The following is an 18,293-nucleotide window of genomic DNA, read 5'->3' on the forward strand; positions in this document are numbered from 1 at the left end:
GTTGAACCCCGGTTCGACGCGAAACGGGTTTTGGGGACACCAATTATTCTCCGACGCAGGTGGTGGACGACGCCGCTCTGCCGGTTTACCCCTGTTGCCAAGGAGAACCCGATGACGAAACCGCCTCTCACTCTCTATCTTGCTGCCCCCCGTGGCTTTTGCGCCGGGGTCGACCGCGCGATCAAGATCGTCGAGATGGCCATCGACAAATGGGGTGCGCCTGTCTACGTCCGGCACGAGATCGTCCATAACAAATACGTGGTCGACGATCTCAAGGCCAAAGGCGCGGTTTTTGTCGAGGAACTCGAAGACTGCCCCGACGACCGCCCGGTGATCTTTTCCGCACATGGCGTCCCCAGGGCCGTTCCGGCCGAAGCCGCCCGGCGCGAGATGATCTACGTGGATGCCACCTGCCCACTGGTCTCCAAGGTTCATATCGAGGCCCAGCGCCACGCCGAAAACGGACTCCAGATGATCATGATTGGCCATGAAGGCCACCCCGAAACCATCGGTACCATGGGCCAGCTCCCCCCGGGTGACGTGCTGCTTGTTGAAACGGTGGGCGATGTGGCCAGCGTCGAAGTGCGCGATCCCGAACAGATCGCCTATGTCACCCAGACCACGCTCAGCATCGACGACACCGCCGAAATCGTGGCGGCGCTCAAGGCCCGGTTTCCGGCCATCGTCGGCCCGCACAAGGAAGACATCTGCTACGCGACAACCAACCGGCAGGAAGCGGTCAAGGCCATCGCCCCGCGTGCCGAGGCGATGCTGGTGGTCGGCGCCCCGAACTCCTCCAACTCCAAGCGTCTGGTCGAAGTCGCCGCCCGCAACGGCTGCGGCTATTCCCAGCTCGTCCAGCGCGCCACGGATATCGATTGGCGCGCCATCGAGGGAATCTCGACCCTGGGCCTGACCGCCGGCGCCTCGGCCCCCGAAACCCTGGTAAACGAGGTGATCGACGCGCTCGGCACCCGGTTCGACGTAACCGTGGAAATGGTTGAAACCGCCGTCGAAAACGTGGAATTCAAAGTTCCCCGCGTGCTCCGCGTTCCGGCATGAGAAACGTCCCAACGACCGCCCTGCTACTTGGCCTTGCCGGGCTGATCCCCTTTGTCTGGGGCGCGCTGACCTATCTTAATGCCGGTCTTGCCAACTGGGGCGCCTCGGCGCTGGGGCCGCGATTTGTCGGGCCTTACATCCAGCTGGCCTATGGCGCGGTTATCCTCAGCTTCATGTCCGGCGTGCTCTGGGGCTTTGCCTCCAAGACCAGCGGCGCCCGTGCCGCCATTGGCTATGTGCTGTCGGTGATCCCCGCACTATGGGCCTTTTTCATGACCGGCGGCGGCCCTGTCAGCGCCGGCCTCAACCTGATCTTCGGCTTTGCCGGGTTGCTGCTGCTCGACATGGCCTTTGCCTCCTGGGGTCTGGCCCCGCGCTGGTGGATGCCCCTGCGCCTGCTGCTTACGGCCGTCGTCATCGCCTGCCTCGCTGTTGGAGTATTTCTATGAGCGACCAGAGAACCCTTGACGTCTATGCGCGCAAGGCATCCGATTACAGCGCCATGACCGATGAATACGAGGCCCCGCAGCTTGCCGGTTTCATGGCCGACCTTCCCCCTGGCGGGCATGTGCTCGACATTGGCTGCGGCCCCGGCAAGGAAGCCGCGGCAATGGCGCGCGCGGGCTTCAAGGTAACCGCCGTGGACGCGGTGCCGGAAATGGTCGAACTCGCTAGCGCCTACCCCGGAGTCGAGGCGCGCTGCGAAACCTTCGACGATCTCTCGGGCGAAGACATCTACGATGGCGTCTGGGCGAACTTCAGCCTGCTCCACGCCCCGCGTGAGGATATGCCGCGCCATCTCGCCGCCATCCACCGCGCGCTGAAACCCGGCGGGCGCTTTCACATCGCCGTCAAGACTGGGACCGAGTCAAAACGCGACCGGCTCGATCGTCTTTATACCTATTTCACCGGCCCCGAGCTGACCGGGCTTCTGGAATTCGCGGGTTTCACCTGCACCGCCTCCGAAGCGGGCCGCTCCAAGGGGCTTGACGAAACCTATGCCGGATGGATCGCGATCTCTGCCCATGCCTGAACTCTTTGCCTATACAGACGGGGCCTGCTCCGGAAATCCCGGCCCGGGCGGCTGGGGCGTTCTCATGCGCGCGATGGAGGGTGACCAGATCGTCAAGGAGCGCGAGCTCAAGGGCGGCGAGGCCGCGACCACCAACAACCGCATGGAACTGTTGGCCGCGATCAACGCGCTCGAGGTGCTCGAAAGGCCCAGCCAGCTGACCATCGTGACCGACAGCAACTACGTCAAGAACGGCATCACCAGCTGGATTCACGGCTGGAAAAAGAATGGCTGGAAAAACGCGGCGAAAAAGCCGGTGGCCAATGCCGAGTTGTGGCAGAGGCTCGATACCGCGCAGGCCCGGCACAAGGTCACGTGGAAATGGGTCAAGGGCCATGCTGGTCACCCGGAAAACGAGCGGGCCGATGAACTGGCCCGCTCGGGAATGAAACCCTTCAAATCGTAAGCCACTGCCTTAAGGGCACTGGTAGAACTTGGCCCGGTTGCTCCGGCATTCCGCCATGTTGGTGCCCGCTTCCGGCAGCAGCTTCGTGCGGCGCGGCTCGATACTGCCGTCCGGGAGGGCCGGCTGGCGCGGCGAGGTCCTCGGCGCCGGGTCCTGCACCAGCGGCTCCGGCTTCGGCGGCTTTGGTGTTGTCCTCGGCGGGGTGTGCCGGACCACCACGGGGGCCGGGCAGTCCACATCCGGGTTTTCCTCGACACGGGCCAGCGCCTCTTTCAGGGCATCTTCGCTGACCCCCGGATCGCGCGGCACGTCGACACCCGATTGCTCGATAAAGCGATCGATCGCCGCCTTCGATCCGCGCCCGATGATCCCGTCGATTGCCCCGCGATAGCAGCCCGCGTCACCCAGCAGCCGCTGCAACCGGCGCGCCGCCTCGTCACGGCTCAGGATGGACTGAACAGGCACGATGACCAGCGTCCGAGACTCGCCCTCCTGTTCGGGCAGGGCTGCGACCTCGCTGCCTTCGTCGGGATCGGTCGCTGGGGTGAAATAGGCATCCGCCTCGCGCAGAGCCTCGCGCTTTTCCAGTGCAAAGGCATAAAGCGGGTGATCCGCCTGATCCTGATGGCGCACGAGGAAATCGTTCCAGTTTTCAAAGGTGCCGTCCCGGTCGATGCGGACGAAATCCTCGCTGATGCCCGGCGTGGCTGGCGCAGCCTGAACCGGTGCGCGATCGCTGTTCGGGTTGATGACAAACTCACCTCCCCCAAGCGAGGCATAGACAAAGGGCGCCGCATCGGGAACCGACTTGCGCATCTTGTCCCGCACCCGGCCCAGCAGGCGGCGCACATCGGTCGGCGGCTCCTGCATCGCGGCAAGAAAGGCAGTGGTAAAAGGAGAATTCTCTCCGGCGACTCCATCCGGGGTGATACCGCCCGCCGCCGCCGCATAGGCGATCAGCGTATCGGACTGCGCCGTCTCGACCCGGCCAAGCCCGCTCGAGACGCTGCGCCCCCCGGTCGCAGACTGCATCCGCGTGACAAAGGGATTGTTGCGGCAAGCATCCAGCACCACCATCCGAAGCTTGCCCGCGCCGGAAATCTGGCCGAGCACAAGGTCAAGATCGACCATCTCAAGATCCGCGTCCCGAGCGTCTTCAAGCCGGGCATCCACCGGGATCAGGTAGTTGCGACCGCCGACCTCGATACCGTGCCCCGCGTAATAGACCAGCGCCATCTCGGCAGCATCCGCGCGCTGGCGAAAATCGCGCAGCGCATCGCGCATCTCGTTCCGGGTCAGGTCGGTGGCGGCGATCACGTCGAACCCCTGGCGGGCCAGCGCCTGCGCCACATCCCGGGCATCGTTATGAGGATTATCCAGCCGCGCCACCGCGCTGTACTCGGCATTGCCGATCACCAGCGCCACCTTGGAGGCCGCGGCGGAAAGAGGAACGATCAGAAGGAAAAGAACAATCAGAAAATGTTTCATGGCTCTCATGAACCGGAAAGCGGTCCAAGCCTCTCGTGGGTTGGGAAGGGTCTGAATTGTACCCCGATTACATCATGAGTGGTCGCAACTGTCTGTGACCCGGGTCACCCAGTCAAATTGCGGGTTTGCGGTGAGCTTTTTTGGGGAAGCTCCGGCGAACGGATGATGGGCGCAAACCGGTTCCCAGTTAAGCGACCGTTCGAGCGCGGCAGTTTCAGGAGGAGCGACGAAACCTGTACTATGGCAGCCAAAACCCTGGCCAGCCCCTGCCAGAAGCAACGCAGGCTGTTTGCATCTCCGGCGGCTAAACCAGCCAAATCCGCTTCGCCGCACACTCCGGAGCTTTCTCAGATCTTTCAAGGCTTCACTGATCCCGCCCCAAAAATTCGGGAAAATCACAGTGAAGATCAGATATTGCCCTGCGGCGAATGCCGCCGTCGGGAACGCTCGGCCATAACGGCAAGTATCAGCTCTCGCCCAACTGGCTCCCCACCGGAACTGGACGACCGCGCAGAAACGTCTCTTCGTCCTGTGCGCCTTTGCCCGCGCGTTGCAGGCGTTTCAGGTGTAGAAGTCCCGTGCCGCAAGCGACGGTAAGACCCGGCCCGACGACCTCACCGGTCCCCGCACCTGTGGTAGGTTCCTGCGACAAGACTTCGGAGTCGAGCAGCTTGACCCGTTCGCCATCGATCAGGCACCAGGCCCCGGGGAAGGGTGAAAGACCACGGATCTGCCGGTCGATTGCGACCGCATCGCCACTCCAGTCGACCCGCGCCTCGGCCTTGTCGATCTTGGCCGCATAGGTCACGCCGTCTTCCGGCTGCGGCACGGGCGTCAGACTGTCGATATCATCCAGCGCGCGCAGTATCAGACTGGCCCCCATCGCGCTGAGGCGGTCATGCAGCGTGGCGGTGGTATCCTTGGCGGTGATTTCCGTCGCCTCGCGGAGCAGCACCGGACCGGTATCCAGCCCCGCTTCCATCTGCATGATGCAAACTCCGGTTTCGGCGTCGCCCGCCATGATCGCCCGATGGATCGGCGCGGCCCCGCGCCAGCGCGGCAAGAGCGAGGCGTGAATGTTGAGACAGCCGCGGCGGGGCGCGTCCAGCACCGCCTGCGGCAGGATCAAACCATAGGCGACGACAACGGCAATCTCGGCATCGAGCGCGGCAAGCGAGTCCTGTTCGTCAGCTGACTTCAGCAAAACCGGATGGCGTACTGTCAGCCCCAGTTCCTCGGCGCGCTGCTGCACCGGGGAGGGCCGGTCTTTTTTGCCGCGACCGGCGGGCCTCGGAGGCTGGCAATAGACGGCGGCGACGTCGTGGCCGGCCTCAACCAGCGCATCGAGCACCGGGACCGAGAAATCGGGTGTACCCATGAATATCAACCGCATCGTCCCAGCTCCTGCCTGTTCGGGGCGGGATGTAGCAGGGCGCGCGTTCGGATGCTACCGTTGGAAAAGAAATGCGCCCCTGCGGGGCCCATGCCTCCGGCGGGGATATTTTGAGACCCAAAGAAGGGGGAGGTCGCGTGTTCAGCCGAGCTTGCGCGCTTTGCGCAAGAGCATGTCGCATTTGACCTTGCTGAGATTGTCGAAATACATCCGGCCCTGCAGATGGTCGATCTGGTGCTGGACGCTGGTGGCGTCGAGCGCGACGAAATCCCGTTCAGTCGTGGCGCCGGTTTCGTCCATGTAGCGGACCGTCACCGCACGGGGACGTATTATCTTGGCCGAAACCCCGGGCAGGTTGGGGCTTGCCTCTTCGTGTTCGCGCAGCTCGACGGAGCGGTGCAGGATCTCGGGGTTGGCAAGGCGGATCGCGCGACCGCGTTCGCGAGAGGTATCCACCACCGCGAGTTGCAGCATCACGCCGATCTGCGGCGCGGCAAGGCCGACGCCGGGCATCGCCTCCATCGTGTCGATCATGTCCTGCCAGATCGCGCGGATCTCATCGGTGATGGCTTCGACCGGTTCTGCGGCGGTGCGCAGGCGCTTGTCTGGCCAGGGCAGGCAGCGGCGGGCGGTCATGCGCGGGACTTTTCGTAAGCCGCGCGGGCGAGATCGGCTTCGCTGTATGGCAGGCGGTCGAAGGTGACCGTTCCGTTCAGGTGGTCAAGTTCATGCTGCACGCAGGCGGCGGCAAAGCCCTGGAACCTCTGCTGCCGTGCGGCGCCGTCCGGATCGGTCCAGGCCAGTTCCACCCATTCGGGGCGGGAAACCTCGACGAGGATGCCGGGGATCGAGAGGCAGCCCTCCTGCCCGCTGGAGAGCGTCTCGGAGTGATCGGTGATTTCGGGGTTGATAAAAGCCATCGGCGTGGGCTTGTCTTCCTTCCACGTTGTATCGGTCACGAAAAGCCGTTTCGTCACGCCGATCTGCGGCGCGGCGAGGCCGCGGCCCGGAGCGGCATACATCGTCTCGAACATATCCGCGATCAGATCGGAGAGGTCCTCATCCGCGCCGACCGGGGTGCAGGTTTCCGACAGGACAGGGTCGGGCCAGAGGCGGATCTCACGCACGCCCATCAGCCCCGAGCCTTTTCGCGCTTCAGCTTGACCATCTTGCGGGTGATCATCTGGCGTTTCATCGGTTTCAGGTAGTCGATGAACAGCTTGCCGTTCAAATGGTCGATCTCATGCTGGACGCAGGTGGCCCAGAGACCGTCGAACCCGGCCTTCTGCAGCTTGCCGTCGCGATCCAGCCAACTCACCTCGACCTCGGCGGGGCGGGTCACCTCGGCATACTGCTCGGGAATAGACAGGCAGCCTTCCTCGTAAACCGAGGTTTCCTCGGAAGAGGCAGTCACCTCGGGGTTGAACATCACCATCGGGCGCGGCGCTTCACCCTCTTCCTTGACGCAGTCCAGCACGATCAGGCGCGAAAGCACGCCGATCTGCGGCGCGGCCAGCCCGATACCCGGCGCGTCATACATGGTTTCCAGCATGTCATCCGCCAGCTTGCGCAACTCGTCTGACATATCTTCGACGGGGGCGCAGACCTTTTTCAGGCGGGGATCGGGATGGATCAGGATATCTCGCTTCATGCAGGCGATTTAGGCGATTGCCCCGGTCTTCGCAACGCCCCTTGCGTCTGGCGCAGGGCGGGATAGCTTTACGCGCGAATCCAAGGAGCCTTCATGACCACTCAAGACCCGTCCGTATTTGACGAGATTATCGAACGCCGCGGCACTGACAGTGCCAAATGGGACCGCATGGAGAAAGTCTATGGCGTGCCCACCGATACCGGCCTGCCTATGTGGGTGGCCGATACCGATTTCCGCGCGCCGCAGGTGGTCATCGATCGTCTGCAAAAGGCAGTCAGCCACGGGATCTTCGGCTATGCGGACAATTCAGATGAATTCAACGCCGCGATCCAGTGGTGGATGAAGAACCGGCACGGCTGGGAGGTCGAGGCCGACTGGATTTTTACCACGACCGGGATCGTGAATGCCGTTGGCATGTGCCTAGACGCCTTTACCGCCCCCGGCGACGGGATCGTCTTGTTCACGCCTGTTTACCATGCCTTTGCCAAGGTCATCAACGCGGCCGGGCGTCGGGTGGTCGAACTCCCGATGATTGAGGAAAATGGCCGTCACAAGATGGATTTCGCCGCCTATGACGCCCTGCTGGACGGCTCGGAAAAGATGGTGATCCTCTGTTCGCCCCATAACCCGGGCGGCACAGTCTGGACCCGCGAAGAGCTTTGCCAGCTGGGCGATTTCGCGAAACGGCATGACCTGCTGCTGGTCTCGGACGAAATCCACCATGATCTGGTCTATCCCGGCGAAAAGCACCTGCCGATGCCCGTGGCCGATCCTTCGGTCATCGACCGGCTTCTGATGCTGACCGCGCCCTCGAAAACGTTCAACGTCGCGGGACTGCACACCGGCAATGTCATCATTCAGGACGAAACCCTGCGCGACACCTTTGCCGCACGCATGCGGGCGATTAACCTGTCCGGCAACTCGCTTGGCAACTTCGCGCTGGCCGCTGCCTATTCGCCCAAGGGCGCTGAATGGGTTGATGCGCAGATGGCCTATCTCGACGAGAACCGCAAAATCTTCGACGAAACGATCAACAGCATTCCCGGGCTGAAATCCATGCCGCTGCAGGCGACCTACCTGTCATGGGTGGATTACGCCGATACCGGGATGAACGCCGAGGAATTCTATCGCCGGGTGGAACAGGATGCACAGATCGCAGTGAACCACGGCGATACCTTCGGCACCGGCGGTAAAAACTGCGCGCGCTTCAACATCGGCACCCAGCGGGCGCGGATCGAGGAAGCCTGCACGCGGTTGAAAAAGGCCTTTGCCGACCTTCAGTAGGATACGGCTGCCGCGTCCCTATTCCCCCGGCAGATACGCCACCGGGGTCTTGGGGTCGCGGTAGAAATCCAGCGGCGCGGTATCATGCGCCAGTGTCGAGCGTTTGAACTCGTAGCGCATTTCGCCCAGATCTGCCTCGGAGGCCACAATCAGGCACTGATAGAGATGCTCGGCCCCGTCATAAAGGTCGACCAGCCCGCGCAGCGGCGGCACCGTCGCCTCTTCGACCGAAAATCCGTCGCGCCAGAGATGCAGCACGGGGTAGATCTTTTCCCCCACGTGCACCCTCAGACGCGATTTGCGGCGCATCCCGGCAAGGCGCGCGGCATTCATTTCGTCCTGAATGGTTTTTGGCACAAAGTTTTCCATGGCACGACACTCCCCAGATCGACGCTATAAGGATGCGCCGAAGTTAGAATAAATCAACTGTTCACTTAACGATTGTCTGTTTCCGAAACATGACAACCGCGGAGTTTTCCGACCCGCATGTGCATGCGCGCAACCTGTCTGCGCGCTCACCGACAGTGGGGTTTTGGCCCGGACGCTCTATTTATCTGGCCAAAGCTGATCTCAAGGAGGAAGACATGGGCGTTCTGGTCGATGGAAAATGGCAGGACAAATGGTACGATACGGAATCCAATGGCGGCGAATTCAAACGGGAAGAATCCAGTTTTCGCAACTGGGTCACCGCGGATGGCAGCGCCGGGCCAACCGGTGAGGGCGGCTTCAAGGCCGAATCGGGCCGCTACCATCTCTACGTCAGTTTCGCCTGTCCGTGGGCGCACCGGACACTGATCTTCCGCAAGCTGAAACAGCTTGAAGACCACATCGACATTTCCGTCGTGCATCCGGACATGCTCGAGAAGGGCTGGACCTTTTCCACCGATTTTCCCGGCGCGACGGGCGACAAGCAGTTCGGTCTCGACTACCTGCACGAGGTCTACATCAAGGCCGTGCCAGACGTGAACGGCCGGGCAACCGTGCCGGTGCTCTGGGACAAGAAGACCGGCCAGATCGTTTCAAACGAAAGCTCGGAAATCATCCGCATGTTCAACTCGGCCTTTAACGAGGTCACCGGCAATACCGACGACTACTGGCCCGAGGACCTGCGCGAGGCCATCGAACCGGTGAACGATCGAATCTACAACACGGTAAACAACGGGGTCTACAAAGCCGGGTTCGCCACCACGCAGGAGGCCTACGACAAGCCGGTTCATGAACTGTTCGACAGTCTCGACTGGCTCGAAGAGCGCCTGTCCGAAAACCGCTACCTCATGGGCGACAAGATCACCGAGGCCGACTGGCGGCTGTTCCCGACCCTGATTCGTTTCGATCCGGTCTACCACCTGCATTTCAAATGCAACCGGCGCCGGGTTACCGATTATCCCAACCTCTGGGCCTACACGCGCGAGCTTTACCAGTGGCCGGGGGTGTCAGACACCGTGGTCTTCGATCATTTCGTGCGCCACTACCACTACAGCCACGACACGATTAACCCGAACCGGATCATCCCGATCAACCCGGTTCTGGATTACAACGAACCCCACGGCCGGGGCGATTAACGCTCCGAGGCGTAATGCTCGACCATCGCCGCCAGATCCTCTGGCGGCGTTTCGCTCTGCACATAGGCGCAGGCGTTGCAGCTATGGGCAAAGATCGACCCGTCCGAGAAAAAGCTCGTGTTGGTGACAAAGATCACCCGTGCCTCCGGTCGCCGGTAGCTGGCGAAATCCGAAATCGCCAGCGCGCTGCCGTTATCAAGCACGAGGTCCAGCACCATGATGTCGAAATCCGATTTCTGTAACTCGAGGATCGCATCCTCCTGACTGTGAACCAATGTCACCTCCGCCCCTTGGCGGACCAAGTGACCGCGCCACAGCTTGCCAAGCTCGGCATTGGATTCGACGATCAGAACCTTCATAACCGGATCATGTACCTGTCTGGTTCAGTTGTGGTGGCGCTCAAGCCACGCCAATGGTGATCTGCCCATACTGTTAACAATTGCTTAATGGTGAACGCATAGGGCAATTTTCTTAACCAAGTCTTGTCATTCCGGCGGGTTTCCGCTTCAAAACTTGACATTCTCCCGGTCACGAAAAGGAAGATAGCATGGGTGGTCCGATAAAGACACTCGGAAAGCCCCAGCGCGATCACGGCGGCAGAATCGATGCGTCGCGCGCGATCTACGGGGGAGACTTTGACGACTGGCTCGACCTTTCCACGGGCATCAATCCCCGCCCTTATCCGGTATCCGGCTTTCCCGCGCGTGACTGGACCGCCCTGCCCGATCATAATGCGCAAACCCGGCTGCTAAAGGCCGCGCGGCGTTTCTGGCAAGTGCCCGAAACGGCCGATGTTCTTGCCGCGCCCGGCGCATCCGCGCTGATCGCCCGCATACCCGCTCTCGCCCCCACCGGCCGCGTCCGCATCCCTCAGCCCACCTATAACGAACACGCCGCCGCCTTTGCCGCGCAGGGCTGGGAGGTCACCGATGCCGGTCTTGCCGATGCGCAGGTCGTCGTTCACCCCAACAACCCCGATGGCCGCCTCTGGTCCCCGTCAGACTTCGACACCAGCCTGACCGTCATCGACGAGAGCTTTTGCGATGTCACGCCCGGGCAAACCCTCGTGAAACTGGCCGACCGCCCCGGCACCGTGATCCTCAAGAGCTTTGGCAAATTCTGGGGCCTCGCCGGTCTGCGGCTGGGATTTGCCATCGCCCGCCCCGAGGTCATCGCCCGCCTTTCCGATCTGACCGGCCCATGGGCGGTCTCCGGTCCGGCGCTGCGCATCGGCGCCAATGCACTCGAAAACCCCGCCTGGGCCGAGGACACTCGCAAGCGGCTTGCCAGCGACGCCTCACGGCTTGATCGCCTGATGACCGGCAGCGGGGCCGAGATCGCGGGCGGCACCGACCTCTTTCGCCTCTATAAGGTCGATGATGCCGCCAAGTGGCAGGACCGGCTGGCGCGGTCCTATATCTGGACACGGATCTTTCCCTATTCCCCGCATTTCCTGCGGCTTGGCCTGCCGGACGGCGATGGCTGGGCGCAGTTGCAAGACGCCCTGTGAGCACCGCCGCCCTGCTGTCGCTCGCGCTGCTGCTCGACGGCGCATTGGGAGAGCCGCAATGGCTCTGGTCCCGCCTGCCGCACCCTGCCGTGCTGATGGGGCGCGCCGTTGGCTGGCTCGACCGCACCCTCAACCGCGGCAGCGCCAAACGGGCCAAGGGCGTCCTCGCCCTCGCCGCGCTGGTAACCGGCGCAATCCTCCTTGGCCTCGCGCTCTCTGGGCTTGGCGACGTCATCACCGTTCTCATCGCCGCCATCCTGCTTGCCCAGCGCTCGCTTTGCGACCATGTGGCCGATGTGGCCCGTGGACTGCGGATTTCACTCGACGAGGGCCGCTCCATGGTGGCGCGCATCGTCAGCCGCGACACCTCGGGCATGGACGCGCCCCGCATCGCCCGCTCCGCCATCGAAAGCGGGGCCGAGAACCTCTCGGACGGGGTCATCGCCCCCGCTTTCTGGTTCCTGATCGCGGGCCTGCCCGGCCTGCTCGCCTACAAGATCGTGAACACCGCCGACAGCATGATCGGCTACCGCAATCAACGCTATGAATCCTTTGGCTGGGCCGCCGCGCGCTTCGACGATCTGATGAACTGGATCCCTGCCCGCCTCACCGGCTTTATCATCGCCGCCTTGTCCGGCGGTCTTGGCAACTGGGCGGCCATCACCCGCGATGCGCGCCAGCACCGTTCCCCCAACGCAGGCTGGCCCGAAGCCGCGATGGCCCGTGCACTGAATGTCGCCCTTGCCGGGCCGCGCAGCTATGACGGCGTGATGCGCGACCTTCCTTGGGTCAACGGCGAGGGTCGCCGCGACATCGGCGCGCCCGACGTTGACGACAGCGTGAAAATGCTCTGGAAGGTCTGGCGCGTTGTGGTGATCTTTACCATCCTCGCCGCATGTGTGATGTCACTGACGACCTGAGAACAAATCATTGAACCGGATCAGATATATGCGCCTTTTGCCCACCGTCCTTGCCGCGATCACGGCCGCCTCCCCGCTTTTTGCCCAATGCGGCGGCTCGTTCAGCAGCTTTGTCAAAGGACTCGAGGAAGAGGCCATCTCGCGCGGTCATGACCCGGCGACCGTCAATGCGTTTTTCGATTCCGCCCGGCAGGACGACAAGGTGTTGCGCGCCGACCGCGCGCAGGGCGTGTTCCAGAAACCCTTTATCGAATTTTCCCGCCGCCTGATCTCGCAGGACCGGATCAATCGCGGCAAAAGCAACGCGCAGAAATACGATGTGGTTTTCGACAAGATCGAACGCGACTACGGCGTGTCCCGCGGCGTGCTCCTCGCCTTCTGGGCTTTCGAAACCGATTACGGCGCGTTTCAGGGCGATTTCAACACGCTGAACGCGCTGGTCACGCTCTCGCATGACTGCCGCCGCCCGGAACTCTTCCGCCCGCAGATCTTTGCCGCGCTCGAACTTTACAAGCACGGCGATTTCGACCCGAGAAACACCACCGGCGCATGGGCAGGCGAAATCGGCATGGTCCAGATGCTGCCTGAGGATATCCTTGAAAACGGCGTCGATGGCGATGGCGACGGGCACGTGATGCTGAAAACCTCCGCCCCCGATGCGCTTATGTCGGGTGGCAAGATGCTGTCTTCCCTCGGCTGGCGCGCGGGTGAACCCTGGATTCAAGAGGTCACGCTGCCGACCAACATGGACTGGTCGCTGACCGGGCTGGAAGAAAGCCGTACGGTGCAGCAATGGGCGCAGATGGGGGTTCAGCCCCGCACTGGGTCACTGCCCAATGCGAACATGCAGGCTTCGATCCTGCTGCCACAGGGGCACAAAGGCCCCGCCTTTATCGCCTACCCCAATTTCCGCGTCTATTTTGAATGGAATCAAAGCTTTACCTACGTGATGACCGCCGCCTATTTCGCCACAAGGCTCGAAGGTGCGCCAGTCTATGACGCGGGCACTCCCGACCCGGGCCTCAGCGGCGGCCAGATGAAGCAACTGCAAACCAAGCTGCAGGCACGCGGCCATGACGTCGGCTCGGTCGATGGCATCCTCGGCGCAAACACCCGCGCCGCCGTGCGTGCGGAACAGGCGCGCCTTGGCCTGCCGGGCGATGGCTGGCCCACCCCGGCGCTTCTCGGCCGGCTGTAAAACCACCCCCGGCCAATCCTTGCCACGGGGCCAGAGTCCCCGTTGCCCGGTCGCCCTCCTCTCGCCTAGCATCGCCAGCAGCCGAGGAGGGCTACCGCCATGGAATCGCCAAAGAACACGATCTGCATCTGGTACGAAAAAGATGCGGAAGCGGCCGCCAATTTCTATGCCGACACCTTTCCCGACAGCAAGGTGCAGGCCGTCCAGACCGCCCCCGCCGATTTCCCCGGCGGTCAGAAAGGTCAGGTCCTTACCGTGCTGTTCACTGTCTGCGGCATTCCCTGCCTCGGGCTGAACGGCGGCACCGCTTTTACCCAGTCCGAGGCGTTTTCTTTCCAGATCGCGACCGACACGCAGGAAGAGACCGATCATTACTGGCGGGCAATCACCGAAAACGACGGTCAGGAAAGCGCCTGCGGCTGGTGCAAGGACAAATGGGGCGTCAACTGGCAGATTACCCCGCGCGTCCTGACACGGGCAATGGCCGAGGGGGGCGAAACAGCTGCCCGCGCCTTTAACGCGATGATGGACATGGGCAAGATCGACATCGCCACCATCGAGGCGGCGATCAGGGGCTAGGCAGCCTCAGGCCACCATCTGTTCGGCTTTCTTCAGATCGACCGACACAAGCTGGCTGACACCCTGTTCCTGCATCGTCACCCCGAACAGACGGTCCATCCGGCTCATCGTCACCGCGTGGTGCGTGATGATCAGAAACCGGGTCTCGGTCCGGCGGCACATTTCATCCAAAAGGTCGCAGAACCGGGTCACGTTGGCATCGTCCAGCGGCGCGTCCACCTCGTCGAGCACGCAGATCGGCGCCGGGTTCGCAAGGAACACAGCAAAGATCAGTGCCATCGCCGTCAGCGTCTGCTCGCCCCCGGACAACAGCGACAGGGTCGAAAGCTTCTTGCCCGGCGGCTGGCACATGATCTCCAGCCCGGCTTCCAGCGGATCGTCGCTTTCGACCATGACCAGATTGGCCTCGCCACCGCCGAACAGATGCTTGAAGAGCATCGCGAAATTACTGTTCACCTGTTCGAACGCCGTCAGCAGCCGTTCGCGCCCCTCGCGGTTAAGGCTGGCAATGCCCGACCGCAGCGTCTTGATCGCCTCTTCCAGATCGGCCTTTTCGTGCAAAAGCGTGTCATGCTCTTCCTGCACCTCGCGCGCGTCTTCCTCGGCCCGCAGGTTCACCGCCCCCAGCGCATCGCGCTGGCGCTTGCAGCGGTTCACCGCGTTTTCCAGCGCATCAATCGTCGGGATCTGGTCCGGGGCCACATCCAGCCGGGTCAGCAACTGGTTCGGCGTCATCTGCTGGCTCTCGGCAATGCGCTCCGCCGCCTGCGCCACGCTTTCCCGCGCCGCCTCACTACGTGCCTCTGCCGCCGCCCGCGCCTCGCGCGCCTCGGAGGCTGCCCGTTCCGCGTCCCGCTCCGCCTGCGCCGCCTCGCGCAGCGCCGCTTCGCCCAAGGACAGCGCCTCGCTCGACGCCGCCTTGCGCTTCTCCGCCCGGGCGATCTCGATCGACACCGCGTCGCATTCCTGCGCCAGCCGATCCGGGGCCGCGCTGGCTTCGGCCAACTCGCCCTCGCTCGCTTCCTTGCGCTCGACCAGTTCCGCGATGCGCTTGCCCGCCGTCTCCAGCCGGTGACGCCAGCCCGAGACTTCCTTGGTGATCTGCTGCGAACGTGCAATCCGCGCCTCGCCCTCGCGGCGGATCTCGTCATGCGACGACCGCCGGGTCATCATGGTGATCCGCGCGGCCTCGACACCCTGTTTGATCTCCTCGATCTGCGCCCGCGCCGTATCGAGATCGCTCAGCCCTTCCAGCGCCGCTTCGGCCTCGCGCAGCTGGGTCCGTGCCGCCAACGCATCCTCATTATGCCGCGTCACCGCGAGCGAGACGTTCTCAAGCCGCCCCTGCGCAAGATTGCGTTCCGATTCCGCCCGGCTCAGCGCCCGCGCCGCATCGGCAACCGCCTGTTCCGCCTTGCGCCGCGCATCCCGCGCCGCCTTGTCTGCCTCCGTCCGCTCGGCAAGCATCCGGCTCAGCGTCTCATGCGCCTGCCGCGCCCCGTCGGCGCGGGCGGTCACATGTTCCATTTCCTGCTTCAGTGCCTCAAGCCGGTTCAACTGCTCCAGCCGCAGCGCCGCCGCGCTTGGCGCATCCTCCGACCATGCCCGGTAGCCATCCCAGCGCCAGAGATCTCCCTCAAGCGAAACCAGCCGCTGTCCGGGACGCAGATGCGATTGCAACCGTTCGCCCTCATCCGCATCGACCAGCCCGATCTGCGCGATCCGGCGCGACAGGGCTGCCGGTCCGGTCACGTGATCGGCAAGCGGCTCGGCCTCTTGCGGCAGCGGCTGATGGCGCTCGTACACCGGCACCGTCACCCAGCCCGAGGGGCCGTCCTTATCCACCAGCGGCGCACGCAGATCATCGGCCATCGCCGCCCCCAGTGCCTTTTCATAACCCGGCGCGACCTTCATCTCGTCCAGAACCTGACCGCCCTCGGCCGTGTCCCGTGCCAGCAGCTTGGCCAGCGCCGTGACCTCCGCCCGCAGCGCGCCCTGCTCGCCTTCGGCTTCTGAGCGTTGGGCGCGGGCTTCGGCCTCGCGGGTCTGGGTTTCGGCCCGGGCCTCCTCCGCCGCCGTCACCGCCTGTTCGGCGGCCTTAGCGGCCACCTGTGCCTCCGCCTCGGCCTTGCCCGCCGCTTCGAAATCGACCGAGGACCGGCCCAGTGCCGCCCGCGCCTCTTCGACCGCACGGCGGGCTTTTTCCGCTTCGCTCTCGGCGCGATCCAACGTCTTGCGGCTGTCTTCCAGCAGACGCCGCCCGGACTGGTAGCGCGCCGCAAGCCGCGCCACGTCTTCCGTCTCCTGGCTCAGCAACGCCTCGCGCTCCTGCAGGACCGAGGCAGCCTGTTTCGCCGCATCCGAGGCCTCGGCCAGACGTCCCTCATGCCCGTCGCCCGCCTTGGCAAGTTCGGCCGCCTCCCAGTCGAGCCGCTCAATCGTCTCGCCCGCATCCTTGTTCAGACCCGATTCCCGGTCGATATCGCGGGAAAGCTGTTCAATCCGCCCGGTCAGCGTCTCGATGGTCTGGCGCGCGCGCTCTTCCTGATCGCGGATCGTATCGCGCTGCACCATAAGCCGCTGCACCACCGCCGCCGCGATGGCCTCTTCCTCGCGCAGCGCAGGCAGCGCCTCTTCGGCGGCGGTCCTGTGCTTGATTGCCTCCTGTGTCGCCCGCTCGGCCTGCGAGGTCGCGAGCATCCGCTCGCGCAGCGCGACCTGCGCATCGGCGCTGGCCGTATCGGCCTCTTTCCAGCGGCGATATAGCAACATGCCCTCGGCCTGCCGCAGCTGTTCCCCGATCTCGCGATAGCGCGCCGCCTGCCGTGCCTGCCGCGCCAGCTGCGCAAGCTGCGCCGCCAGCTGCTCGATCACGTCATCGACGCGCACAAGGTTCGCCTCGGCCCCGTTCAGCTTCAGCTCCGCCTCATGCCGCCGCTGGTACAACCCGGAAATGCCCGCCGCTTCCTCAAGAATACGCCGCCGCGCGGTCGGCTTGGCGTTGATCAACTCGGAAATCTGCCCCTGCCGCACCAGCGCCGGTGAATGCGAGCCGGTCGAAGCATCGGCAAACAGCATCTGCACGTCACGCGCCCGCACGTCCTTGGAATTAGCCTTATAGGCGCTGCCCACGTCGCGGGTGATCCGCCGCACAATCTCCAGCTGGTCGGAATCGTTGAACCCAGCCGGGGCCAGCCGGTCGCCATTGTCGAGCAACAGGGACACTTCGGCAAAGTTCCGCGCCGGGCGAGTCGCCGCCCCGGCAAAGATCACGTCCTCCATGCCACCGCCCCGCATCGCGGTTGGCCGGTTTTCCCCCATCACCCAGCGCAGCGCCTCAAGCAGGTTCGACTTGCCACAGCCGTTCGGCCCGACAACCCCGGTCAGCCCGTTGGCGATGATCAGGTCGGTCGGATCAACGAAACTCTTGAAGCCTGTCAGCCGAAGCTTGGTGAATTGCAAAACGCGGGTTCCTGATTCCTCTGAGGGTTCAGAGTGGAATCCTCAAACCGCTCCCGTCAACGATTTCACCCATCATCTCGCGTATTCGTCGTGCTTATCCACAAGATATCGAGGAAACGGGCGGATTTTCGCGATCAATAGGGCGTACATTCGTAGTCGACGTAGGGTGAACCCTCATCATCCCGGACCCACCCCGCGAGTTCAAGACAACTGTAAGACAGCGGCACAGGCGGCAGGGCACGCGGCACGGACTGACCCTTGCAGGCGAGGATCCCGGTCAACAGCGCCGGATCGCCACGGACCTCGCGCACCTTGCAGCCGCTGACCTCGGCCATGGCAAACGCCGCCCGCGCCCGGATCGGCCCCAGTCGCGGCGCATATTGCGGATTGATCCGCACGGCCTCGGCCAGCCGCCCCCGGACCCGGATGTCGAAGACGGAGCCGTCAACCGCAACGCGGGTAGCCGGGACATTTTCGAAATGGGTCCCCGCCGTATCACAGGCAAAAAGAGCCAGCAGGCAGCCCGCCCCCAACCACAGGCGCCGAAGAATTTTCGAAAAATTCTTCCAAATTCTTCTCAAAAATTTGTCCCCGTAGCAGATGGTTCACACGACCCACTCTCGCCCACTGATGGTTAACACCCGCTTTCCCAACCCCACTGCCAGGCCACCATTGTGAGCTTCACCCCACCCGCTTATGATCCCAG

At 63.5% G+C, this 18,293-nt stretch carries 19 protein-coding genes; 10 read left to right on the forward strand and 9 right to left on the reverse strand.

Annotated features, from left to right (window positions below):
- Positions 1-111 precede the first annotated feature (111 nt).
- Genes ispH through rnhA form a run of 4 tightly spaced genes read left to right on the forward strand, consistent with a single transcriptional unit; the run spans position 112 to position 2,540 of the window.
- Positions 112-1,062, forward strand: coding sequence for a 4-hydroxy-3-methylbut-2-enyl diphosphate reductase (ispH, locus tag MF268_RS14510; RefSeq protein ID WP_238371587.1), 951 nt, complete (start codon positions 112-114; stop codon positions 1,060-1,062).
- The gene (locus MF268_RS14515; RefSeq protein WP_238371588.1) at positions 1,059-1,511 is read left to right on the forward strand and encodes a DUF3429 domain-containing protein; all 453 of its coding nucleotides are present in this window, start codon (positions 1,059-1,061) and stop codon (positions 1,509-1,511) included. Before ispH ends, MF268_RS14515 begins: the two co-directional genes overlap by 4 nt.
- Entirely contained in the window at positions 1,508-2,095 is a 588-nt protein-coding gene (locus MF268_RS14520; RefSeq protein WP_238371589.1) for a class I SAM-dependent methyltransferase, read from the forward strand. The genes MF268_RS14515 and MF268_RS14520 overlap by 4 nt, the downstream gene beginning before the upstream one ends.
- A complete protein-coding gene (rnhA, locus tag MF268_RS14525; protein WP_238371590.1) occupies positions 2,088-2,540 on the forward strand; it encodes a ribonuclease HI in 453 nt (150 codons plus the stop codon). The genes MF268_RS14520 and rnhA overlap by 8 nt, the downstream gene beginning before the upstream one ends.
- A 9-nt stretch (positions 2,541-2,549) precedes the next feature.
- Here rnhA and MF268_RS14530 read toward each other — a convergent pair whose 3' ends face one another.
- From MF268_RS14530 to def (MF268_RS14550), 5 genes are all read right to left on the reverse strand, one after another.
- A complete protein-coding gene (locus MF268_RS14530; RefSeq protein WP_238371591.1) occupies positions 2,550-4,028 on the reverse strand; it encodes a caspase family protein in 1,479 nt (492 codons plus the stop codon).
- A 466-nt stretch (positions 4,029-4,494) separates the two neighbouring features.
- A complete protein-coding gene (gene fmt, locus MF268_RS14535) occupies positions 4,495-5,421 on the reverse strand; it encodes a methionyl-tRNA formyltransferase (protein ID WP_238371592.1) in 927 nt (308 codons plus the stop codon).
- 141 nt (positions 5,422-5,562) lie between these two features.
- Positions 5,563-6,057 carry a peptide deformylase gene (def, locus tag MF268_RS14540; protein WP_238371593.1) on the reverse strand — a complete coding sequence of 165 codons (495 nt, stop codon included), beginning with the start codon at positions 6,055-6,057 and terminating at the stop codon, positions 5,563-5,565.
- Positions 6,054-6,554: a peptide deformylase gene (gene def, locus MF268_RS14545; RefSeq protein ID WP_238371594.1), complete on the reverse strand. Its 501-nt coding sequence runs from the start codon at positions 6,552-6,554 to the stop codon at positions 6,054-6,056. The genes def (MF268_RS14540) and def (MF268_RS14545) overlap by 4 nt, the downstream gene beginning before the upstream one ends.
- Positions 6,554-7,072, reverse strand: a complete 519-nt coding sequence (def, locus tag MF268_RS14550; protein WP_238371595.1) for a peptide deformylase — start codon at positions 7,070-7,072, stop codon at positions 6,554-6,556. The genes def (MF268_RS14545) and def (MF268_RS14550) overlap by 1 nt, the downstream gene beginning before the upstream one ends.
- Positions 7,073-7,165: 93 nt before the next feature.
- On the opposite strand from def (MF268_RS14550), the gene MF268_RS14555 reads away from it, so the two are divergent.
- Complete coding sequence (locus MF268_RS14555; protein WP_238371596.1) at positions 7,166-8,356, forward strand: MalY/PatB family protein; 1,191 nt, start codon at positions 7,166-7,168, stop codon at positions 8,354-8,356.
- An 18-nt stretch (positions 8,357-8,374) separates the two neighbouring features.
- Here MF268_RS14555 and MF268_RS14560 read toward each other — a convergent pair whose 3' ends face one another.
- Positions 8,375-8,725, reverse strand: a complete 351-nt coding sequence (locus MF268_RS14560; RefSeq protein WP_238371597.1) for a hypothetical protein — start codon at positions 8,723-8,725, stop codon at positions 8,375-8,377.
- A 215-nt stretch (positions 8,726-8,940) separates the two neighbouring features.
- On the opposite strand from MF268_RS14560, the gene MF268_RS14565 reads away from it, so the two are divergent.
- Positions 8,941-9,918: a glutathione S-transferase family protein gene (locus MF268_RS14565; protein ID WP_238371598.1), complete on the forward strand. Its 978-nt coding sequence runs from the start codon at positions 8,941-8,943 to the stop codon at positions 9,916-9,918.
- On the opposite strand, the gene MF268_RS14570 is transcribed toward MF268_RS14565, so the two are convergent.
- Positions 9,915-10,277: a response regulator transcription factor gene (locus tag MF268_RS14570; RefSeq protein ID WP_238371599.1), complete on the reverse strand. Its 363-nt coding sequence runs from the start codon at positions 10,275-10,277 to the stop codon at positions 9,915-9,917. The two genes, MF268_RS14565 and MF268_RS14570, sit on opposite strands and share 4 nt — an antisense overlap.
- A 188-nt stretch (positions 10,278-10,465) precedes the next feature.
- Here MF268_RS14570 and MF268_RS14575 point away from each other — a divergent pair, with 188 nt between their 5' ends.
- The 4 genes from MF268_RS14575 (at position 10,466) to MF268_RS14590 (ending at position 14,125) form a co-directional block, all read left to right on the forward strand.
- Positions 10,466-11,428, forward strand: a complete 963-nt coding sequence (locus MF268_RS14575; RefSeq protein ID WP_238371600.1) for a threonine-phosphate decarboxylase — start codon at positions 10,466-10,468, stop codon at positions 11,426-11,428.
- Complete coding sequence (gene cbiB / locus MF268_RS14580; protein WP_238371601.1) at positions 11,425-12,348, forward strand: adenosylcobinamide-phosphate synthase CbiB; 924 nt, start codon at positions 11,425-11,427, stop codon at positions 12,346-12,348. Before MF268_RS14575 ends, cbiB begins: the two co-directional genes overlap by 4 nt.
- 28 nt (positions 12,349-12,376) lie before the next feature.
- Positions 12,377-13,546, forward strand: a complete 1,170-nt coding sequence (locus MF268_RS14585) for a lytic murein transglycosylase (protein WP_238371602.1) — start codon at positions 12,377-12,379, stop codon at positions 13,544-13,546.
- A 99-nt stretch (positions 13,547-13,645) separates the two neighbouring features.
- Complete coding sequence (locus tag MF268_RS14590; protein WP_238371603.1) at positions 13,646-14,125, forward strand: VOC family protein; 480 nt, start codon at positions 13,646-13,648, stop codon at positions 14,123-14,125.
- A 6-nt stretch (positions 14,126-14,131) separates the two neighbouring features.
- Here the strand turns inward: MF268_RS14590 and smc are convergent, their stop codons facing one another.
- Both smc and MF268_RS14600 read right to left on the reverse strand, forming a co-directional pair.
- Positions 14,132-17,587, reverse strand: a complete 3,456-nt coding sequence (gene smc / locus MF268_RS14595) for a chromosome segregation protein SMC (RefSeq protein ID WP_238371604.1) — start codon at positions 17,585-17,587, stop codon at positions 14,132-14,134.
- 134 nt (positions 17,588-17,721) lie between these two features.
- Entirely contained in the window at positions 17,722-18,168 is a 447-nt protein-coding gene (locus MF268_RS14600) for a hypothetical protein (protein ID WP_238371605.1), read from the reverse strand.
- Between the last annotated feature and the right edge of the window lie 125 nt (positions 18,169-18,293).

The sequence above is a fragment of the Heliomarina baculiformis genome, assembly GCF_019966545.1.
Classification (GTDB): domain Bacteria; phylum Pseudomonadota; class Alphaproteobacteria; order Rhodobacterales; family Rhodobacteraceae; genus Heliomarina; species Heliomarina baculiformis.

What these genes read in the sequence shown, in the direction of transcription:
- ispH (WP_238371587.1), top strand. Translation starts at nt 112, where the DNA reads ATGACGAAACCGCCTCTCACTCTCTATCTTGCTGCCCCCCGTGGCTTT.
- MF268_RS14515 (WP_238371588.1), top strand. Translation starts at nt 1,059, where the DNA reads ATGAGAAACGTCCCAACGACCGCCCTGCTACTTGGCCTTGCCGGGCTG.
- MF268_RS14520 (WP_238371589.1), top strand. Translation starts at nt 1,508, where the DNA reads ATGAGCGACCAGAGAACCCTTGACGTCTATGCGCGCAAGGCATCCGAT.
- rnhA (WP_238371590.1), top strand. Translation starts at nt 2,088, where the DNA reads ATGCCTGAACTCTTTGCCTATACAGACGGGGCCTGCTCCGGAAATCCC.
- MF268_RS14530 (WP_238371591.1), bottom strand. Translation starts at nt 4,028, where the DNA reads ATGAAACATTTTCTGATTGTTCTTTTCCTTCTGATCGTTCCTCTTTCC.
- fmt (WP_238371592.1), bottom strand. Translation starts at nt 5,421, where the DNA reads ATGCGGTTGATATTCATGGGTACACCCGATTTCTCGGTCCCGGTGCTC.
- def (WP_238371593.1), bottom strand. Translation starts at nt 6,057, where the DNA reads ATGACCGCCCGCCGCTGCCTGCCCTGGCCAGACAAGCGCCTGCGCACC.
- def (WP_238371594.1), bottom strand. Translation starts at nt 6,554, where the DNA reads ATGGGCGTGCGTGAGATCCGCCTCTGGCCCGACCCTGTCCTGTCGGAA.
- def (WP_238371595.1), bottom strand. Translation starts at nt 7,072, where the DNA reads ATGAAGCGAGATATCCTGATCCATCCCGATCCCCGCCTGAAAAAGGTC.
- MF268_RS14555 (WP_238371596.1), top strand. Translation starts at nt 7,166, where the DNA reads ATGACCACTCAAGACCCGTCCGTATTTGACGAGATTATCGAACGCCGC.
- MF268_RS14560 (WP_238371597.1), bottom strand. Translation starts at nt 8,725, where the DNA reads ATGGAAAACTTTGTGCCAAAAACCATTCAGGACGAAATGAATGCCGCG.
- MF268_RS14565 (WP_238371598.1), top strand. Translation starts at nt 8,941, where the DNA reads ATGGGCGTTCTGGTCGATGGAAAATGGCAGGACAAATGGTACGATACG.
- MF268_RS14570 (WP_238371599.1), bottom strand. Translation starts at nt 10,277, where the DNA reads ATGAAGGTTCTGATCGTCGAATCCAATGCCGAGCTTGGCAAGCTGTGG.
- MF268_RS14575 (WP_238371600.1), top strand. Translation starts at nt 10,466, where the DNA reads ATGGGTGGTCCGATAAAGACACTCGGAAAGCCCCAGCGCGATCACGGC.
- MF268_RS14585 (WP_238371602.1), top strand. Translation starts at nt 12,377, where the DNA reads ATGCGCCTTTTGCCCACCGTCCTTGCCGCGATCACGGCCGCCTCCCCG.
- MF268_RS14590 (WP_238371603.1), top strand. Translation starts at nt 13,646, where the DNA reads ATGGAATCGCCAAAGAACACGATCTGCATCTGGTACGAAAAAGATGCG.